Genomic DNA, 16,877 nt, shown 5'->3' with positions numbered 1-16,877 from the left:
TGTGAAAACGTGGTGGATGAAAAGCTGAATATTGATAGATAGCATGGAGATCACAAATAACATAGCCATTAAAAATATTAAACGTCAGTTTATTAAACTAATGGCGAGGCCAAAATCAGTTCAATATTCATTTATAGTTGCGTGTTGTGTGATTATTGTGCAATTGTGTTTTTGTTGGCTAGCAATTTTTACGTTTACTGTACTAGTAAAAATTTATTATGGTAGCTTTGCGGCTACTATACGTTTGTCTTATATCCAGAATCTATATATATGTGAATATGGTATTTGAATAGCTTTTGATTTCAAATAAACACTTAATTGTAATTGGCAGTATAATTACAGTTTTTATAAGCTCTCGATGTATCAATACTATGGAGCTTTACATTGTTACACGTGAGGAAAAATGAGTAATCTAAGTCTGAAAAATAAGCTGTTGCTATTAGCTATTTTGCCGCTCACGCTGCTGTTAATTAGTTTAATGGCCAGCTCATATTATTTAGAGTATCAAAATCAGCAGCAAAATTTTGTATCGTTTAAAACAAAATTAATTGCTGACAAAGAAAGTTTATTAGCAACTGAGGTTGAGATAGGCCGCCAAATAATTAATTACGAACTAGCCAAGGGGACTAAAGAAGATGCAAAAAATGCATTGCGAGATCTCACTTTTGGTAAAGATGGTTACTTTTTTATCTATGATACAAAAGGCGTTAGTATTTTCCATGCGTTATTGGGTGATGCAATTGAAGGGCAAAATAAAATAGCCATGACCGATCCTAATGGTAAAAAAATAATTGTTGGGTTGCTTGAGCAAGCAAGACAAGGTGGCGGTGCTTTTTATTATGATTTTCAAAAGCCTAATACAACGGGTTTAGTTGAAAAAATGGGCTATGCAGCGATGGTTCCTGGTACAGATTGGATGCTAGGAACGGGCGCTTATATGGATGATATTGAAGCTGAGCTAACAAAGTACCAAGCAACAATACAAGCTCATATGAATGAAAAAGTAACGACCCTGTTATTAATTGCATTATTTTGGGTGGTGTTGACGGTGTTTTTTGCCTTAATTGCGGCAAACAATATGGTAAAACCAATTCACAATATGGTGCAAAACTTAGATGATATTGCAAAAGGCGAAGGTGATCTGACTAAGCGCTTAGAAGTGCATAGTAACGATGAAATTGGTCAATTGGGTAATTCATTTAATGTGTTTGTTAGTAAACTACATAGCATTATCACCAATGTGGCAGATGTAACCCGTGATGTAAAAGATTCATCAAATGATATCAATACACAAACACAGTTAATTGAAAATCAGTTAGTAAACCATAATCATGAAACTGAGCTGGTAGCAACGGCGATCACCGAAATGTCAGCAACATCTCAGGAAGTCGCGCAAAATACCACACAAGTGGCGGTATCAACCCAGTCAGCCACGCAAGATGTTGCCAATGCTCAAAAATGTGTAGATGTTTCTTTAGAAGAAGTTTCAAATTTAATGAGTGAGATTAATCAAGCTGCTGAACAGGTTAATTCATTAAGTGAACAATCTAAAAAAATTAACAGTGTATTAAGTGTTATCGGTGGCATTGCTGAGCAAACTAACTTACTGGCCCTTAATGCGGCTATTGAAGCTGCAAGGGCTGGCGAGCAAGGCCGTGGTTTTGCGGTTGTAGCTGATGAAGTGAGAAGTTTAGCCAGTCGTACACAAGAGAGTACGTTAGAGATTAATGAAATGCTTAATGAGTTACATACGCTAGTCACGGCTGCGGTAAAGGCAATGTTGGCAAGTCAGCAAAGCTGTAATCGCTCAGTTGAGTCATCTCGCGCAATTTCTGAAAGTTTAGGAGCGGTAACCAGCTCGGTTACTACAATTAACGATATGAGCACACAAATAGCTACCGCTGCCACAGAGCAAAGTAGTGTAACTGAGGAAATTAACCGTAACGTTTTTGCGATTCAAGAAATCGTTAATGAGCTTACTCGTTCAATTAAAACAACCTCATCAGTCAGTCATCACTTAGCTGGTCGAGGGGAGAGTTTAGGCGATTTGGTAGGTCAGTTTAAGATCTAATATAAACAAAAAATAGCGGTATTATTGTTGAGCAGTAATAAATAAAGATCAGGCTTTAAATAGCCTGATCTTTGACTTTAAATATAAATGAATCAGTTTAAACTGAACACAAAACCGCTAGATTAGCTATTGAGTTTGCCCGTTGACGATTCTAAGTGTGCACGCACAAACCATTGAAACTGTTCTAAATCGGCAAGTTGGCTAATTAGCATATCCTCAGATACAGGATCGAGCTCTGATAGCTTGCCAATCGCACTTCGGTGATCGCCATTAATCCCATTGTATACTTTATCAAGCGCAACTAAATGATCTTTTACCAAGCCCTTACCAATTGCGTAATCTTGCCATGAACGACGATCAACTATCGATTTTGGAGTACCAACCGGAACTCCGCCCAGCGTAGCGATTCGCTCGGCGATGGTGTCGGTCATTGCTCTGATCACTTCAACCTGAGGGTCGAGCATTTCATGCACGCCAATAAAATTTGGGCCAACTACATTCCAATGAATATGTTTTAGAGTCAATTGTAAATCGATCAGTGCGACCATGCGGTTATCAAGTGTAGCAATGGTATTTTTTGCAGATTCTTCATTCATACCTGGGGCAGTAAATTCAGCGATTTTGTTTGTTTCGTTATTGTTACTCATTATTCCTCCTGATTTATAAGGAATGTTCACAGCGTCTAATAAAGTCTATGAACATGCGTTAGTTTATATAAAGCAATGGCTGTGCCGATAAAAATTATTTTTTAAGTTTCTGATATTTAATAATTTATATGTTTTTTGAAGTTGGGTGATGAAAGCATTTCTTTGAAATGCCATGAAAAATATGCACTTTTTTGTAAAATCTGCAAAATAAAAGATGCTGTTACGTGTTAGCGAATTACTTACTCTCAATAATAACTGTGATACAGAAGTGTATTATCATTGTTGATTAATCATCACTTACATATACTCAACCCATCTTGTTATTAAAGGAGAAGTGCATGTTGAGATTTTTTTCTATCGAGCAGGGGGTGATCAGAGAGTTAGAGCCTTCATCCGATACCTCTCTTGAAGCATCAATCAGAAATGCACACTGGATTGACACAATCAATCCAACAGAAGATGAGCGAAACACGCTCGCAAAAACGCTCAATATAACTTTTCCTGAGTCAGGGGATGTGCAAGAGATTGAAGCTTCATCGCGATGCTTTATCGACAATGAAGGCTTGCATGTGCACGCATTGTTTATGTCGCCCAATGAAGGACGTTTTAATACGGTAACAGTGGCCTGTTTACTACAGGACAACTGTTTGCTGACCATCCGCGATGACGAGCTGGCTGACTTTCGATTGTTACGTTTAAGAGCACGTAAAGGTCAAGTAATGTGTGATACGCCAAAGCAGTTATTGGTTACATTATTTGATCAAAAAGTCGAAAACCATGCTGATATGCTCGAGGATATGCATCATCAGTTAGAGAAACTCAGTGCGTATGTACTAGAAGAAGATGACTCTGATCTAGAAGAAGCGGTCAGTCGTATCGCGCGTTTAGAGGATGCCAATGGGAAAGTGCGCTTGTGTTTAATGGATACGCGGCGCAATATTTCGTTTTTAATACGTCGTTTAGGTGTACAAAATGAGGATCGCGAATCACTACGAGAAATTGTACTTGATATAGATACGCTAATGTCTCACTGTACCTTTTTGTTTGATAAGGTGAACTTTTTGATGGATTCAACACAAGGTTTTATTAACATTGAACAAAATCAAATTATCAAAACCTTCTCTATTGCTTCGGTGGTTTTTTTACCACCTACCGTAGTCGCCAGTGTATATGGGATGAACTTTAATATAATGCCTGAGCTGCAATGGGAATGGGGTTACCCATTTGCAATTGGCATTATGTTGCTATCGGGCTTTGCCCCTTATTTATTTTTTAAACACAAAGGCTGGCTGTAGTGTGTGCCAAGGACTACTTGGCATACACGATTACACGAGTTTATATTCATTTTATACGGATAGCGGTCTTATTATCACCTTGCATTAAGATAATAAAGCGGCCGCTAGGCGTACAAAGTCTGACGAGGTAAGTATACCCACGAGTTTATTTTTTTCAGTGATCACAGGCATGCAACCATGGCGGTTATCAACAAAAAACCGAGCAACATCTTGCAGTGGTTGGGTTGCTAGTACAGTGGCAAAATCGGTTGCCATAATAGTGTGTATTTTCGTTTGTTTTTCCTTTCGTTCAAGTGCGCTAGGGCTGTAATTAGCCATAATATTCATCACTTGGGCAATCATGATTTTTTGTGTCAACATACCCACTAGTTCGCCATTGTGATCAATTACCGGAATATGGCGGATATTTTTTTCCTTCATTAGATTATGTGCGTCGTGTAGGGTGTTTTCTGCACTTACGGCATATGGATCTGATGTCATTAAATCTGCAACTGTTTGGCTCATTTTGGCTCCTGTTAAATTACTAACCAGAACTTTGGTTAAAAAGGTTTACTAAAATAGCTACTGGAGACAGATTTATTATCCAGAGCTCATATTATTATTTATTCTAGCCTGGTTTTTTCTTATTGCACTTTATCAAGATCAAGGCTTTGTATTTTGTATAGAAATAGTTTTTAGCTTGGCCATCCATAGCCATTGAGGATAGATTTATTATCCGAAGCTCAGATTATTTATCTTTATGCGAAAAATTATCCCTGAGTGTACCAACCCAGCTTGAAAATTTATGCATCGCCGAGCTGCCTTTGCCCAGTAGCTCATGCATTTCTGCTTCAAAATGGATTTGTTCTTTACTACTTGGCTCTGGTAATGGCGGTAAAATATGAGCAAAGTAGGTTTTATCAAGCAGGCGGTGTAATAACCGCTCGCCAATAAAGGGCTTGCCGCTGTTGAGCGCTCTAGCTCCTTTAATTAGGTTACGAATATCATATTGGGTTGGGCTAATGTCGGGCACTTGTTTAGGGATATTAAGTAACTTATATACCCCAATACGTGCTGTACGAATAGAGGCTTCCATCGTGAATATAATATCGTTGTGGGTTTCAACAAATTGACCAATCAAACCTAAGTTTGTACAACCTTCAGGAACTGAGGTGGGTCTGTCACCAGCTGCACGAGTCATAAATTGAGCTGTGATATAAGGCATTAGCGCTGTACGTATCTTGGTATTGGCAATGATTTCATCAAGCTGCTGTTCAATGCCCAAATGGTAGCAAAGCTCCGTAATTATTTCTTCACCGCTACATTGTGGCATTGTTTTAACGATACGATTACCTTGTTTGTCCATTAATAAACCATAGACCCAAAGTACTAACGTATCATCGGGTTGATCTGGAAAATGAGGTTGGCGGTTACACGTTACACTCAATAGCCAGTTAGAGTCTGTAAAAGTAATAATGCCGCCAGTTACCGTGCGACCAGAGTAAGGATCGTTTACTGATAATGTCTTTAGCTTATCTATAAGTGGGGATGGCTTGCAAGTTAGTGTGGCTGACTCCCACATAGATTTATCAATATCGCCATAAAATTTTTCGGGTTTACCAAAAACAGCTGATTTCTTCGCGAGGTTTTTCCATAAATTCCACCCGCTATTTTCGCCGGGATCGTGTTTTTCACAGTTTAGCTCGGGCACATTTTGCATGTCGCCATAAGCGGTATGCTCTGTCATTGAACCCGTTAGTGCATAAACTAAATCGTCTGGAGCAACGTTAATATGCTGTGCTTGACCTTTTATAGTGGCATGGATCCCCGTTACGGTTTTTTTATTACCGGTAAATGTTATATCCAGATCGTTTACACGGCTTGCAAATTGAAAATTCACGCCTTTGTCTCGTAATAAATTAGCAAGCGGTTTAATAAAGGTATCGTATTGATTATATTTCGGAAAAAGTAAAACAGACATGTCGGCAAAGCCATCAATAGAATCAAGAAAGCGATGCAAATACAGTTTAGTTTCTAACAAGCTATGACAATTTTTAAAGGCAAACATAGTACGAAATAAAAACCAAAAATTGCTTTGTAAAAAACCTTTGCTGAAATAGTCTTCAATGCTGAGATCGTCAAGCTCTTCTTTGCGCTTGAGCATTAAACGGATCAGCTCCCATTGCTGGGCTTTATTCAGGCCAAAGTCACTTGCATCGAGTATCTCACCGCATTTATTTATTAAACGGGCTTGTGAGTAATTAGCGTCGTTATCATTAATTAAACGGTACTCATCAAGCACAGAATAGCCTTCGGGCAGTTCAACAGCGGGAACGTCTTGAAACAGATCCCACAAGGTGTCGTAATTCCAGTTCATTTCACGGCCACCACGAATAATATAGCCGTCATCAGGGTTACCCGCGCCATCCATTGAACCGCCTTCAATATCCATTTCTTCCAAAATGGTAATATTTTCAGCGCTCATATGGCCATCACGGATAAGATAAAATGCCGCTGCTAGGCCACCAATACCTCCACCAATGATCCAAGCATTACGTTTTTCTATACCGGGTGTAGGCAGCGTTTTATGACGTGCATAAGGAGCAATAAAATCATGAGGGGGCAAGGTATTAAGTGGTTTATTGCCCCAAAAATCAGCCGTTGCGTCAGCTTCATGTTGGAAATTACTTGCTGCGGTTGCAGAAATATTAAACTTCGCTATTGCTTTATTCGTCATTAGCCATCCCTCTTCATGAATATAGATAAGTGTCAGTACTGTTTGCAAGTCTCTCCATAATTGCACGAGGCAAGCATAGTCATGTTGCAGTAGATCAAAGTTTTAGTTCGCGAGGGGGTTTATAAGTTAGCTGCTGGAAATTGATTTGTTATCTGAAATTGAGGTTAACAATGGCAACTTAACCAAGTTGCCATTGTTAAGGCGTTTATTTGTTTTATTACTCACAGCATACTAAAAAGTACCGAGGCGACTAACAATACAGCCATAAAAATATTGAATGCTCGTAGGCGCTTGCGATCTTTTAGCCATACTTGTAGCTTTTGTCCGACTAACGTCCATGAGCAGACACAGGGTAAATTAACTATACCGAAAATAAGACCTACAAGTACCACTGCACCAATTCCTTTGGATGGGGCATAAACACTCACTGCACTTAATGCCATAGTCCAGGCTTTCGGGTTAACCCATTGAAATAAAGATGCTTGTACAAAAGAAAGAGGTCTAGTATCGCTATTTTTAGCACCGATAGGAGTTTTATTACTGGCAATTTTATAAGCAAGATAAAGCAAATAAGCAATGCAAAGCACTTTTAATAGCTGGTAACTCCATGGCACAAAGTCAAATAATTGCATGACACCTAAACCAACCAATACGAGCATGATCACAAAGCCAATTGTTACGCCGAGTAAATGTGGCAATGAACGTTTAAAACCAAAGTTAGCGCCTGAGTTCATTAACATCAGGTTGTTAGGACCTGGGGTGATGGAAGATACAAGTGCAAATAATGCTAATGCTGATACCAATTCAATATTCATTTATAGTTGCTCAGTTGATAATGATTGTGCAATTATATTTTGTATGGCTCGCAATTTTTGCGCTTATTAATCTATTAAAAATTTACTTTAGCAACTTAATATGAAAAAAGATCGAATTAACGACAGGATATTGCAAGAATTAAAGCGCAGTGGTCGAATTGCCAACGCTGAACTTGCTGATTTGGTTGGTTTATCCCCATCAGCATGCTTGCGCCGTGTACAAGAGTTAGAAAAAGCAGGTGTGATCAAAGGCTACCGAGCAGTTATTAATAATCAAGCGTTTGGACTTGGTTTTGTCGCGTATGTGGGGGTGGGTTTAAATGAGCACTCTACGAAATCACAACGAGCTTTTGAACAAGCACTTGAGTTTATTGATGAAGTTAAAGAGTGCCATAATGTCACAGGAGCATTTGAATATTTACTTAGAGTAGAAACCGCTGATATTAAGTCTTATAAAGCATTCCATGCTGATGTTTTAGGATCAATCCCACAGGTACGAACGATCACTTCGCATGTAGTGATGGACTCACCAAAAGATGAGCGGGCGTAAAGTAGTTGGATAATCTATCTTATTAATAGTTGAGGTTAATAGAGCCTTGCTCGCAAAGCTCAAAATTAAGGCGAATTAATTAAATATTATCTTTCATAGTAGTTACATGCGCCTTTAGTTGAATAACCATTTGGGCTTGCTTTATACCATCCAGATCCAGGGCTGGCTTGAGCACACATCCTATAACCATTTACTTTACTTGCATATACATACCATGGATCAGTAGCGGCAGATGCATTAGATGCTATTGCTGTAAATATAAAAGTTGCAAGCAACAAAGTGGTGTTAATTAATTTCATATCATCATCCTTATTTATAATTTAATATATTGATTTTAAATGAGTATTAAATTTAAAATCAATAGTGTACCGATATTAGCACTGTGTATTGTTTGCGTAAAGGGTTCTTTAAAAGCATGTGTTATGAAAAAATTTAGGTGTAGGGAATTTGCACATAAAGGGATTTTCATTTTAATAAGTATGCTGGCGTTATTTATGTTGCTTCGATTTAACATTAGGACATATTAAGGTAAGTTTTTGATAAACTTGTAGCCACATAGAAGTCACAGGCAATAGTCAGCTTTTTATGTGAAGAAGAGCCATTTTATTGTTAGAATGGCTCTTCTTTAGTTAAGAACTATAGTAACTATCATCGCTGATACGCAGTGCCATACAATCGCTGTGGCCGTTTATAATCATGCTTTTATCAACGCGTACGCCAGCACCGGCGTATTTACCTGCTGCGGTAAAACTACATATTTGCACAAAGTAGTCAGCTACTTTAGGAAGGGCAAATAACTGCTGGTATATTTGCTCTTGAGAGGCAAAATGACCCGTTGTTTTTTCTATTACGTGTTGTTGTTCATCAACGAGTTGAATATTTGCACCGCATCGACCAACAATCGGTTTAACGACATAGCCTGTTTGCAATAGCTCATCATTTAAATCAAAAGCAGTATTGAGTAAAAACGGATGATTTGGAAATAAACTCCACAGTACTGGCAAAATTGCTTTATTACTGGGTATTAATGTCCATAGCGGCTCAAAAACCATCACATTTTTACGAAGTAATACATCGACCAAGCGTGGGGTTTTACCAGATTGCCAGTGCGGCTCAAAATCATCGCTTTGGGATTGATCTGCCTCACACTCTAGTCTTATTTGATCAAGAGCGGTTTCCCATGACCATGTTTTCCAAACGTAACTGAGTTTTTCGCCATCAGCATCAACAATATTGCCCGCTGCGTCCCAGTGTAAATCAGTCAAACCAATGATTACTTTGCACTCAAAACCAGCGGCTTCAATGGCTTCTTTCATAAACAATGCATGGTAATGTTCTTCTGGCTCATCATCTTGCAATATATGGACAAGGCCGTTTACTTCACTTTTTCGCCATGCCCTTACTAAATCTTTAAATAAATCATGGCCGGCATCAATGCCCGTTTTAACACCAAAGTGTTTGGCCCATTTACCTTGTACTTTGCCACTTTCCATATAGCACGATGCTGAATCGCAGTTGTATTCATAGACTTTCAAGCCTGCGGGAGTTAATGCAAAATCAAATCGACTGGTGATCAGTTGATTTAAGCGATTATCCCAGGATTGGCGGATCTTATTGAGCACCGCATCGGGTAAATTAAACTTTTTTAATAGCTCAGGATGCTGCAGTACATAGTCTGTTGCATGCATAAACAAGCCATGTAATTCATTGGTAGCATGTTCAATAGTTTGTTGAGCGGTTTTTGAAATTGTAAAATAATGATGTTGATCAGCATTAACTGAAGTCAATTTATGCCCATGCATCATCTCTACGTAGGCTGCTTCATCGTCATTGGCAATGTTAAGCCATGACTTAGTGGCTTGCCCATAATCAGTGGCATATTGGGCTTTTATGGCAAACAGATCAGTGCTTATTTCAGGCGTCGGTTCACTAAATTCGCTGTGCTCAGTTTGTGTCATCCAGCCTAAAATAGTGGCGTCACTGTAAGAGCACTCAATCCAGTAGTCACCTTCTTTTGTGACTTTCGCTTTGAGTTCGCGACACCACTGTTGATCTTGCGGCCATAGCTGATGGGCCACGTTTTGTTCAGCAAGACGAATTTTATCCTGATGTACTTCAACCACCACCGCAACATGGCCAGTTTCTTCAAATTCACCGCCTTCTTCCCAAATGAGTAAACTTCCTACCACTGGGTGGTGTTTTGCACCATTACGAAATGCTTGTAAAGGCAACCTGGTTTGATTGTTTATGTCACGCACTGAGCGTAGCTCAAAAATATCGTAAGCCATTGCAACATCATCAAAAATATAGCCATGATTGAGATACATCCAGCGTCGCGCAAATTCAACACATTGCCATTTATAGCCCATGTAAATACCATCGAGGTAACTACGATAGGCGCTACGGTTAGGATAAATTGTTTCGTCAGCTGTATCGTAATCAGACGAATAAACAGCAACATTACCAGGCGCATAACCTAATAATTCACCAAACTGACTGACAGGAACGCGGGATTTGATAGACAAAGTAATTCAAAATTAAGGAGTGATAATTTGCAGACTATAGGAGTGAATAAGGCCGATAGCAAGATAATAAATATAATCTTTCAGGCATTTTATATGTTGCTGCTAGATGCGTTAACCAACCGTTATTGCGTATTACAAAGAGCTCATTAATCACTTAATTATCATTTAGTTGATTTACGTCTTTATTGTCCCCATATTAACTAAAAACAGTCATTAAAGGGAAGTTATGCGTCATTATCCATTATATAAAATTGATGAAAAATGTTTACGTCGCTTAGGTCAGGGAGTTTTAAAAACTTATAATTTAAATAAAATTATAGGTTTAGATACTGAAAAAGCAATCGCTAAAGAGTGTGAAGACTTACTTGCGCTGAATGAAGATTGTAATGCAGAGCATTTTGCCGAGCTTCGTCAAAGGCGGGCAATTAGTGACAGCGTGCCAGATGATGATCTATACGCGCAAGTTGTAGAAGCTGATGATGGTAGCTTATTTATAGTCAGTGTTTGTCGTAATGATGATGACGAGACTATGTTTGAAGTGTTTAGTGAGCATCCGTTATCAGAACCATTACTTGCACAGCTGGTCCGCTATATTAGTAAGGTATTTTGCTGGTGTACGCCTAGATATATTTGTATATGGCCAGCACCAGGATCAATACCAGCCAAACAACTGCTAAGTTTGGCCGGTAGCCGCGCTGTTGATTCATTGTTAGCAGCACAAGATCCTAAACTGACTGTTGATGAATTACTCTGTGCAGATATTGCATTGCAGCCGTTTGAACTTGATAAAGATTGGCCTTGGTATGAGCGTGACTATACTCAGTTTTTAATGCAGCATCCTGAAATGGCAACAATAGTACCAATTAGCGAAAAAGACGATATCAGCGAAGCTATTGCAGCCGGATTGTGCAGCGCGGCGTTTTATAGAGGTAAGCCACTGGGTATGATAATGGCTGAGTCGAGCGATGAGCTAGGGTTTAACGGTTTACTAATCAGTGATATTTTTATTACTGGGCAATTTAGAGGACAGGGCTTTGCATCCCCAATGCAGCGTTTATATTATCAACAGCATATGCAAGATTTTGAATTTTTCTTTGGCTACATTCATGCTGATAATAAACCTTCGTATAACAATGCACTTAAACAAGGACGAGAGTTGCTGCGCCAAGAAGTGTACCTTCCTGCGCATTTATTCTTATAGTTGTTTTGCTATTAATTTCAAAAAAATTAATCAGCTAGAGTAAAAACTTGGTGTTGTCTTGTGGCAATATAGTGGTAATTAAGCTAGCCTTTTTATGGTTATTAGTTTTATTAAGTATGATATGAAGCCTAAACGTTTGACTCGTTATTTGCCGCTTAATTCATTAGTTATGTGCTTGGCAGCTTTGCCAAGTTTTTCATATAGTAATGAGCAAGATACTAACCTATTTGAGATCCCGCTTGAGAGCTTACTTAACATTGAAGTTGTGAGCCCTTCACAAACCGTAAAAAAGATAAGCCAAGCGCCGAATATTATTAGCTCAGTTAACGCCACTCAAATTGCAAGTATGGGCGCGCGAACGCTATCAGATATATTGAAAATGTTGCCTGGCGTACAAATACTATCGCGGCGAAATGGCCGAGACATGGTGTGGATCCGAGGCATTCCATCAGGTCGAAACAGCAAAGTAATGTTAACTATTGATGGCGTACCTCAGCGGGAAGGTTTAATTGGAGGCTGGTCTCCTGATGAACAGATACAAATAAATAATATTGAGCGAATAGAAGTTATCCGCGGACCAGGATCTGCATTATATGGTGGTGATGCATATTCAGGTTTGATTTCTATTTTTACGAAAGCAAAAGCGCCTGAACGAACTCGCATCTCAGCAGGGGGTGGCAGTTACGACCGTCAATCAGCTACTATCAATACGGGGAAAGAGTTTGCGGGCGGAACATTTGTTTTGTCAGGGCGACTCTTAGATAGCAAAGGCTATCCTCAACAATATGACCGCAACGGTTTTGCATCAACGCATGATAATAATGTTGATGCTAAAAGTCTGGGAGTGTCTTTACGCAATGAACAGTGGCAATTTGCTATAAATTATGATGATTACACGACAGAGTATCCTCATTATTCGTCAAATCAATATAAATCTCAACGCTATCAAACACTCAGTGCGCACATTCAAAATAAACTTAGCTTTGATAAATTATCGATAGAAAATCAATTGTATACCTACAAGGTGAAGCGCTACTTTGAGCGCACGATTACCGATCTGCAGGGCAATATTGATTTTTATTCTGACTCAGACTTGGATTCCACATCAAATGGTGTGCGCAGTCAGTGGAGTTACGCGTTTAATCCAAATCACCATGCTATTTTGGGGCTGACCTTTCAACAACGTCAAGTTGGTGAATATCATGAGACGATAAAAAAACAAAACGCGGTAGAAGTTAATGAGTATGAATCAAGGGTGATTCGAGATGGTGACTTAACACCATCAAGCCATAACCGAGCTATTTACTTTCAACAAGAATCACTATTTTTTGAGCAACGCTTAGGATTGACGGTTGGTGTGCGGGTTGATGACTACCCTGAGTTCAGCTCAGAAACTTCTCCGCGGATTGCTGTGACTTATCAAGGTAATGAACAGTGGTCTGGTAAATTGATATGGGGAACGGCTTTTCGAGCGCCTACTTTTTTACAGCAATATGAAGTGCGCAGTGACAATAATATATCAGGAAATCCAAATCTAAATCCTGAACAAATAGAGACATTTGAAGGTGAGTGGGTTTATCATTTTTCAGCTAATAATAATATTACTCTGCGCGGGTTTAGCAGTTACTTGAGTGAGTTTATTCAGTCTGTAAATGGTAAGCCTTACGAAAATAGCAGTGAGCAATTACACGTTCCTGGATATGAAGTTGAGTGGAATAATCAATATTATGCAGATTGGTCTCACTTTAACCGCATTAGTACTTCATTTAATTATACCCGAGTTAATTCAGAGCAAGCGTCATTGGCAAAAGATACATTAAATTGGCTGCTGTTTATGGAGGATGAGCAATTTTCATTTTATGCGGGAATTAATTACCTTAGTCGGCGTAACCAAAGCCTAAGCTATCATACCAGTGTAAAAGTGCCAGAAATTGCACAACGAGATAATAAAGGTAGCTACTGGACTTTGGATGCTCACTTGAGTTATCGCCCTAGTAAGCAAAGTGCGTGGCAATGGACTATTGGTGTAAAAAATATGTTTGATAAACAGCATTATAACCCTACCTATGCGCCAGATAGCTACTATGACGTAAGGAAAGAGCCACAAAGTTATGAAATGAGTGTGGCATTGTCATTTTAATAGGATGACCTGCTAGGTTATTTAAAACAGTTAATGCAAAGCGGGTTATCAAGGTGCTTTTTAAATTCAATGTTTGCTGATAGCCATGTTGAAGGCTAACTTGCTTGTATGGTCCTGGGCAACACTTGTCCTGCGAATAGATATAAATATTGACTTCATCCAATATAGAATATTGCAATATCTCTCCTAAATATGCACAACTTTAGGTCTAAAAATAAATCCTAACAGAGGTAATAGTTAACTTTAGAGCGAAGTTTTTTAATTTGTTGAAATAGTTTTCCTCTTTCGTCGGTCTTTGCATGTGGGCACTAATAATAATAATCATTTCAAGAGGTCGTGAGTAGGATGACTAAAGTTAAACGCAGTAGGTTGGGTATGCCAGCGATACTTTATCGAGGTAGCTTATTACTAGGGTCGATGGCTGTTTTTGCAACGGCGACACTTTATTTTGCAGGCGCATTTAATCGTGATGCAGTAACAGCACAAAAATTTGTTGATTTGCAGCAAGGTGACACACCACATGCCGGTTTTCGTCGTGCGCATGCTAAGGGTATGTGTATAACGGGTAATTTTGAATCAACAGGGGCACTATCTTCTTACTCGGTCGCAGAGGTGTTTAAAAAGGGCAGTACGCCATTTTATGGGCGTTTCTCAATTGCAGGTAATAATCCAACCGCGCCAGATTTAAAAGCACCGGTGCGCAGTCTAGCATTTGCAGTAAACAGTGGCACAGTCGATGAATGGCGTGTTGCTATGAATACGCCTCCTGTAATGGCAGTTGCTACACCTGAGGCATTTTTTCAGCAATTGCAGGCATTATCACCGGATCCTATAACAAAACAACGAGACCCAGAAAAAATAACAGCGTTCTTTAAAGCACATCCAGAAAGTAAAGCATTTAATGATTGGAAAGCTGACTATGTGCCTGCCAATAGTTTTGCCGCTGAACGTTATCATAGTATCAATGCGTTTTATTTACATAATGAGCTAGGTGATAAACAAGCTGTGCGTTGGGTTGCGCGTCCGCACAAAGCGACAAATAATGCTGCGCTGCTCGATACGTCATCGGCCAACGCACTTCAACAAGAGTTGGCATCACGTTTAGATCAAAACGCTGTTAAATTTGATTTAATTTTTACCTTAGCGGCGTCTAATGATGATGAAAATAATCCAACCATACCGTGGCCCTCAGATAGACAGACGATAAATGCTGGCACATTATCAATCGTTTCTTGGCACAACCAAGAAAACGCAGCCTGTGGCGACGCAAACTTTGATCCGTTGGTGTTACCGCAGGGTATGAGTGCGACAGCCGATCCGATTTTACGTGCGCGTGGTGCCGCGTATGCGCAGTCCTATCGTCGTCGTGCAAAAGAAACATTGTTAGGTGCTAAAGTTAGCGCAACAAACGGAGGTGAATAATGTCAGCAAATAAGGGTTACTCAGCAGGCAGTCGGTTATTACACTGGGTGATGGCGCTGATGTTAATATCGATGCTATTTTTAGGGTTATCAATGGTACAAAGCTTGGCCGTTTGGCAGGTTGAGGCTGTTACCTTACATAAATATACTGGTATTTTAGCGCTCATTTTAGTTGTGCTGAGATTAATAAATAAAGTGCGCAGTTGCACGCCTACTTTACCCACTGAGTTACCTAGGTTGCAGCGGTTTGCAGCTCATATCACTCACTTTGGGCTTTATTGCGCGATGATACTGATGCCGCTATCTGGCTGGTTAATGCAAAATGCGGACGGGCGTGTGGTGCAGTTTTTTGGGTTATTTCAGTTACCTAATTTGCTTGACGCTGATATTAAATACTTTGCATTTTTCCGAGAAATGCATGGCATTGTAGCTTGGTTGTTTTTAGCAATGATTTTTATGCACATCAGTGCCGCGCTTTATCATGGTTTAATCAAACGTGATGGCGTTATGAGCGCAATGCTGACAGGCAAAAAGTAGCTGTAATAAAGCTCACTTAGGTATTCATTCCAAGAAAAAGGCCAGTTTTACTGGCCTTTATGCATTTTAGTTTATTCATAGCTGCGGGCTTTTTTGGTTTTAATTACGGCAATATAGCCGTGCCAGCTGGCATAGCTAAGTAGTGGCATAATCACTATAAAACCAGTAGCACCAGTGACAAAACCAAGGGCTACGAGTATAAAAATACATGCAGACCAAACAATCATCGCTGAAAAGTTGGTTTTAACGGCATTCATTGAAGACATAACCGCGGTCATTATATCGACCCGTCTTTCCATCATAATTTGTGGAGTAAATGCTGAAATAGCAAATACAGTAACCAGCAAAATTCCGCCGATAATGGTACCTAAAGTTAAAAAAGCGGAGAGTTCTTCAAATGTAGGATTAGCATGACTGGGGTAAAGTGCATGAACTATCGCTGCCAGTCGCATCCATATAATCATTATTACCATCAGTAAAATTGCAAATCCCCATTCACCGACCGGATTTCTGAACATTGATTTTAGAGAATGGCTAAGTGTTGGTGTGTGGCCTTTTTCTAGCTCCCAAGCAACATCATAGAGACCGACCGCAAATACTGGGCCGATCAGAGCAAATGCGACACTGGCTGGTAAAACAACTAAGTAGCTGTCAGTGAACACCGCGAAATAGACAATTGCCAGCGGGATCAGAGTGAAAACAATCCCATAAATCAAGCTTAAAATAGGGGCGCTGGCCATATCTTTAAAGGCCAGTGCCAGCCAATGAAATGCTGCAAAAGTGCTGACCTTATTGCACTCTAAACAGCGCGCAAATTCGGAGTGTTTATCTATTGTGTTTGTTGACGGCATAAGGAGCTTCCTCTAAAGGATATTCTTAAGGTTTAGAACATTTGGCCGCTATTTACAAATTTTCAATTAAGCTTTTTATGCCTCATAAGTGGGGGGAGTATCCTATTT

The 16,877-nt window shown here is 39.5% G+C and carries 14 protein-coding genes; 7 read left to right on the top strand and 7 right to left on the bottom strand.

All coding sequences use genetic code 11. The features are described 5' to 3' along the window. Positions 1 to 403: 403 nt before the first annotated feature. A complete protein-coding gene (locus H5158_RS12660) occupies positions 404 to 2,071 on the top strand; it encodes a methyl-accepting chemotaxis protein (RefSeq protein WP_149981769.1) in 1,668 nt (555 codons plus the stop codon). A gap of 122 nt (positions 2,072 to 2,193) precedes the next feature. Here H5158_RS12660 and dps read toward each other — a convergent pair whose 3' ends face one another. Then, positions 2,194 to 2,718, bottom strand: coding sequence for a DNA starvation/stationary phase protection protein Dps (gene dps / locus H5158_RS12655; protein WP_149981768.1), 525 nt, complete (start codon positions 2,716 to 2,718; stop codon positions 2,194 to 2,196). Between the two features lie 338 nt (positions 2,719 to 3,056). Here dps and corA point away from each other — a divergent pair, with 338 nt between their 5' ends. Then, positions 3,057 to 4,013, top strand: a complete 957-nt coding sequence (gene corA, locus H5158_RS12650) for a magnesium/cobalt transporter CorA (RefSeq protein ID WP_182717992.1) — start codon at positions 3,057 to 3,059, stop codon at positions 4,011 to 4,013. Positions 4,014 to 4,097: 84 nt separating this feature from the next. Here the strand turns inward: corA and H5158_RS12645 are convergent, their stop codons facing one another. The 3 genes from H5158_RS12645 to H5158_RS12635 all read right to left on the bottom strand — a co-directional run bounded on the left by H5158_RS12645 (position 4,098) and on the right by H5158_RS12635 (position 7,544). After that, positions 4,098 to 4,517, bottom strand: a complete 420-nt coding sequence (locus H5158_RS12645; protein ID WP_149981766.1) for an HPP family protein — start codon at positions 4,515 to 4,517, stop codon at positions 4,098 to 4,100. A 223-nt stretch (positions 4,518 to 4,740) separates the two neighbouring features. After that, complete coding sequence (locus H5158_RS12640) at positions 4,741 to 6,729, bottom strand: oleate hydratase (RefSeq protein ID WP_182717993.1); 1,989 nt, start codon at positions 6,727 to 6,729, stop codon at positions 4,741 to 4,743. A 221-nt stretch (positions 6,730 to 6,950) separates the two neighbouring features. After that, positions 6,951 to 7,544: a LysE family translocator gene (locus H5158_RS12635; protein WP_182717994.1), complete on the bottom strand. Its 594-nt coding sequence runs from the start codon at positions 7,542 to 7,544 to the stop codon at positions 6,951 to 6,953. A gap of 100 nt (positions 7,545 to 7,644) precedes the next feature. On the opposite strand from H5158_RS12635, the gene H5158_RS12630 reads away from it, so the two are divergent. After that, a complete protein-coding gene (locus H5158_RS12630; protein ID WP_149981764.1) occupies positions 7,645 to 8,094 on the top strand; it encodes an Lrp/AsnC family transcriptional regulator in 450 nt (149 codons plus the stop codon). An 86-nt stretch (positions 8,095 to 8,180) separates the two neighbouring features. Here the strand turns inward: H5158_RS12630 and H5158_RS12625 are convergent, their stop codons facing one another. Then, the gene (locus H5158_RS12625) at positions 8,181 to 8,393 is read right to left on the bottom strand and encodes a hypothetical protein (protein WP_149981763.1); all 213 of its coding nucleotides are present in this window, start codon (positions 8,391 to 8,393) and stop codon (positions 8,181 to 8,183) included. Between the two features lie 330 nt (positions 8,394 to 8,723). Then, the gene (gene gss / locus H5158_RS12620; protein ID WP_182718040.1) at positions 8,724 to 10,613 is read right to left on the bottom strand and encodes a bifunctional glutathionylspermidine amidase/synthase; all 1,890 of its coding nucleotides are present in this window, start codon (positions 10,611 to 10,613) and stop codon (positions 8,724 to 8,726) included. Between the two features lie 232 nt (positions 10,614 to 10,845). Between gss and H5158_RS12615 the strand changes: the two genes are divergently transcribed. From H5158_RS12615 to H5158_RS12600, 4 genes are all read left to right on the top strand, one after another. Then, complete coding sequence (locus H5158_RS12615) at positions 10,846 to 11,820, top strand: hypothetical protein (protein WP_182717995.1); 975 nt, start codon at positions 10,846 to 10,848, stop codon at positions 11,818 to 11,820. Between the two features lie 121 nt (positions 11,821 to 11,941). Further along, entirely contained in the window at positions 11,942 to 13,960 is a 2,019-nt protein-coding gene (locus tag H5158_RS12610; protein ID WP_182740134.1) for a TonB-dependent siderophore receptor, read from the top strand. A 375-nt stretch (positions 13,961 to 14,335) separates the two neighbouring features. Then, positions 14,336 to 15,382, top strand: a complete 1,047-nt coding sequence (locus H5158_RS12605) for a catalase family peroxidase (RefSeq protein WP_182717997.1) — start codon at positions 14,336 to 14,338, stop codon at positions 15,380 to 15,382. After that, entirely contained in the window at positions 15,382 to 15,918 is a 537-nt protein-coding gene (locus tag H5158_RS12600; protein ID WP_182740133.1) for a cytochrome b, read from the top strand. The genes H5158_RS12605 and H5158_RS12600 overlap by 1 nt, the downstream gene beginning before the upstream one ends. Before the next feature lie 71 nt (positions 15,919 to 15,989). Here H5158_RS12600 and H5158_RS12595 read toward each other — a convergent pair whose 3' ends face one another. After that, complete coding sequence (locus tag H5158_RS12595) at positions 15,990 to 16,769, bottom strand: DUF2189 domain-containing protein (protein WP_182717999.1); 780 nt, start codon at positions 16,767 to 16,769, stop codon at positions 15,990 to 15,992. Positions 16,770 to 16,877: the final 108 nt, after the last annotated feature.

Origin of the sequence: Pseudoalteromonas sp. SR45-6 (genome assembly GCF_014163545.1) — a bacterium.
Taxonomy (GTDB): Bacteria; Pseudomonadota; Gammaproteobacteria; order Enterobacterales; family Alteromonadaceae; genus Pseudoalteromonas; species Pseudoalteromonas rhizosphaerae.
The sequence above is the reverse complement of the archived record's forward strand: the minus strand, read 5'-3'. Positions and strand labels throughout refer to the sequence as shown.

Coding starts and splice junctions, on each gene's coding strand:
- H5158_RS12660 (WP_149981769.1), top strand. CDS start 404: ATGAGTAATCTAAGTCTGAAAAATAAGCTGTTGCTATTAGCTATTTTG.
- dps (WP_149981768.1), bottom strand. CDS start 2,718: ATGAGTAACAATAACGAAACAAACAAAATCGCTGAATTTACTGCCCCA.
- corA (WP_182717992.1), top strand. CDS start 3,057: ATGTTGAGATTTTTTTCTATCGAGCAGGGGGTGATCAGAGAGTTAGAG.
- H5158_RS12645 (WP_149981766.1), bottom strand. CDS start 4,517: ATGAGCCAAACAGTTGCAGATTTAATGACATCAGATCCATATGCCGTA.
- H5158_RS12640 (WP_182717993.1), bottom strand. CDS start 6,729: ATGACGAATAAAGCAATAGCGAAGTTTAATATTTCTGCAACCGCAGCA.
- H5158_RS12635 (WP_182717994.1), bottom strand. CDS start 7,544: ATGAATATTGAATTGGTATCAGCATTAGCATTATTTGCACTTGTATCT.
- H5158_RS12630 (WP_149981764.1), top strand. CDS start 7,645: ATGAAAAAAGATCGAATTAACGACAGGATATTGCAAGAATTAAAGCGC.
- H5158_RS12625 (WP_149981763.1), bottom strand. CDS start 8,393: ATGAAATTAATTAACACCACTTTGTTGCTTGCAACTTTTATATTTACA.
- H5158_RS12615 (WP_182717995.1), top strand. CDS start 10,846: ATGCGTCATTATCCATTATATAAAATTGATGAAAAATGTTTACGTCGC.
- H5158_RS12610 (WP_182740134.1), top strand. CDS start 11,942: ATGAAGCCTAAACGTTTGACTCGTTATTTGCCGCTTAATTCATTAGTT.
- H5158_RS12605 (WP_182717997.1), top strand. CDS start 14,336: ATGCCAGCGATACTTTATCGAGGTAGCTTATTACTAGGGTCGATGGCT.
- H5158_RS12600 (WP_182740133.1), top strand. CDS start 15,382: ATGTCAGCAAATAAGGGTTACTCAGCAGGCAGTCGGTTATTACACTGG.
- H5158_RS12595 (WP_182717999.1), bottom strand. CDS start 16,769: ATGCCGTCAACAAACACAATAGATAAACACTCCGAATTTGCGCGCTGT.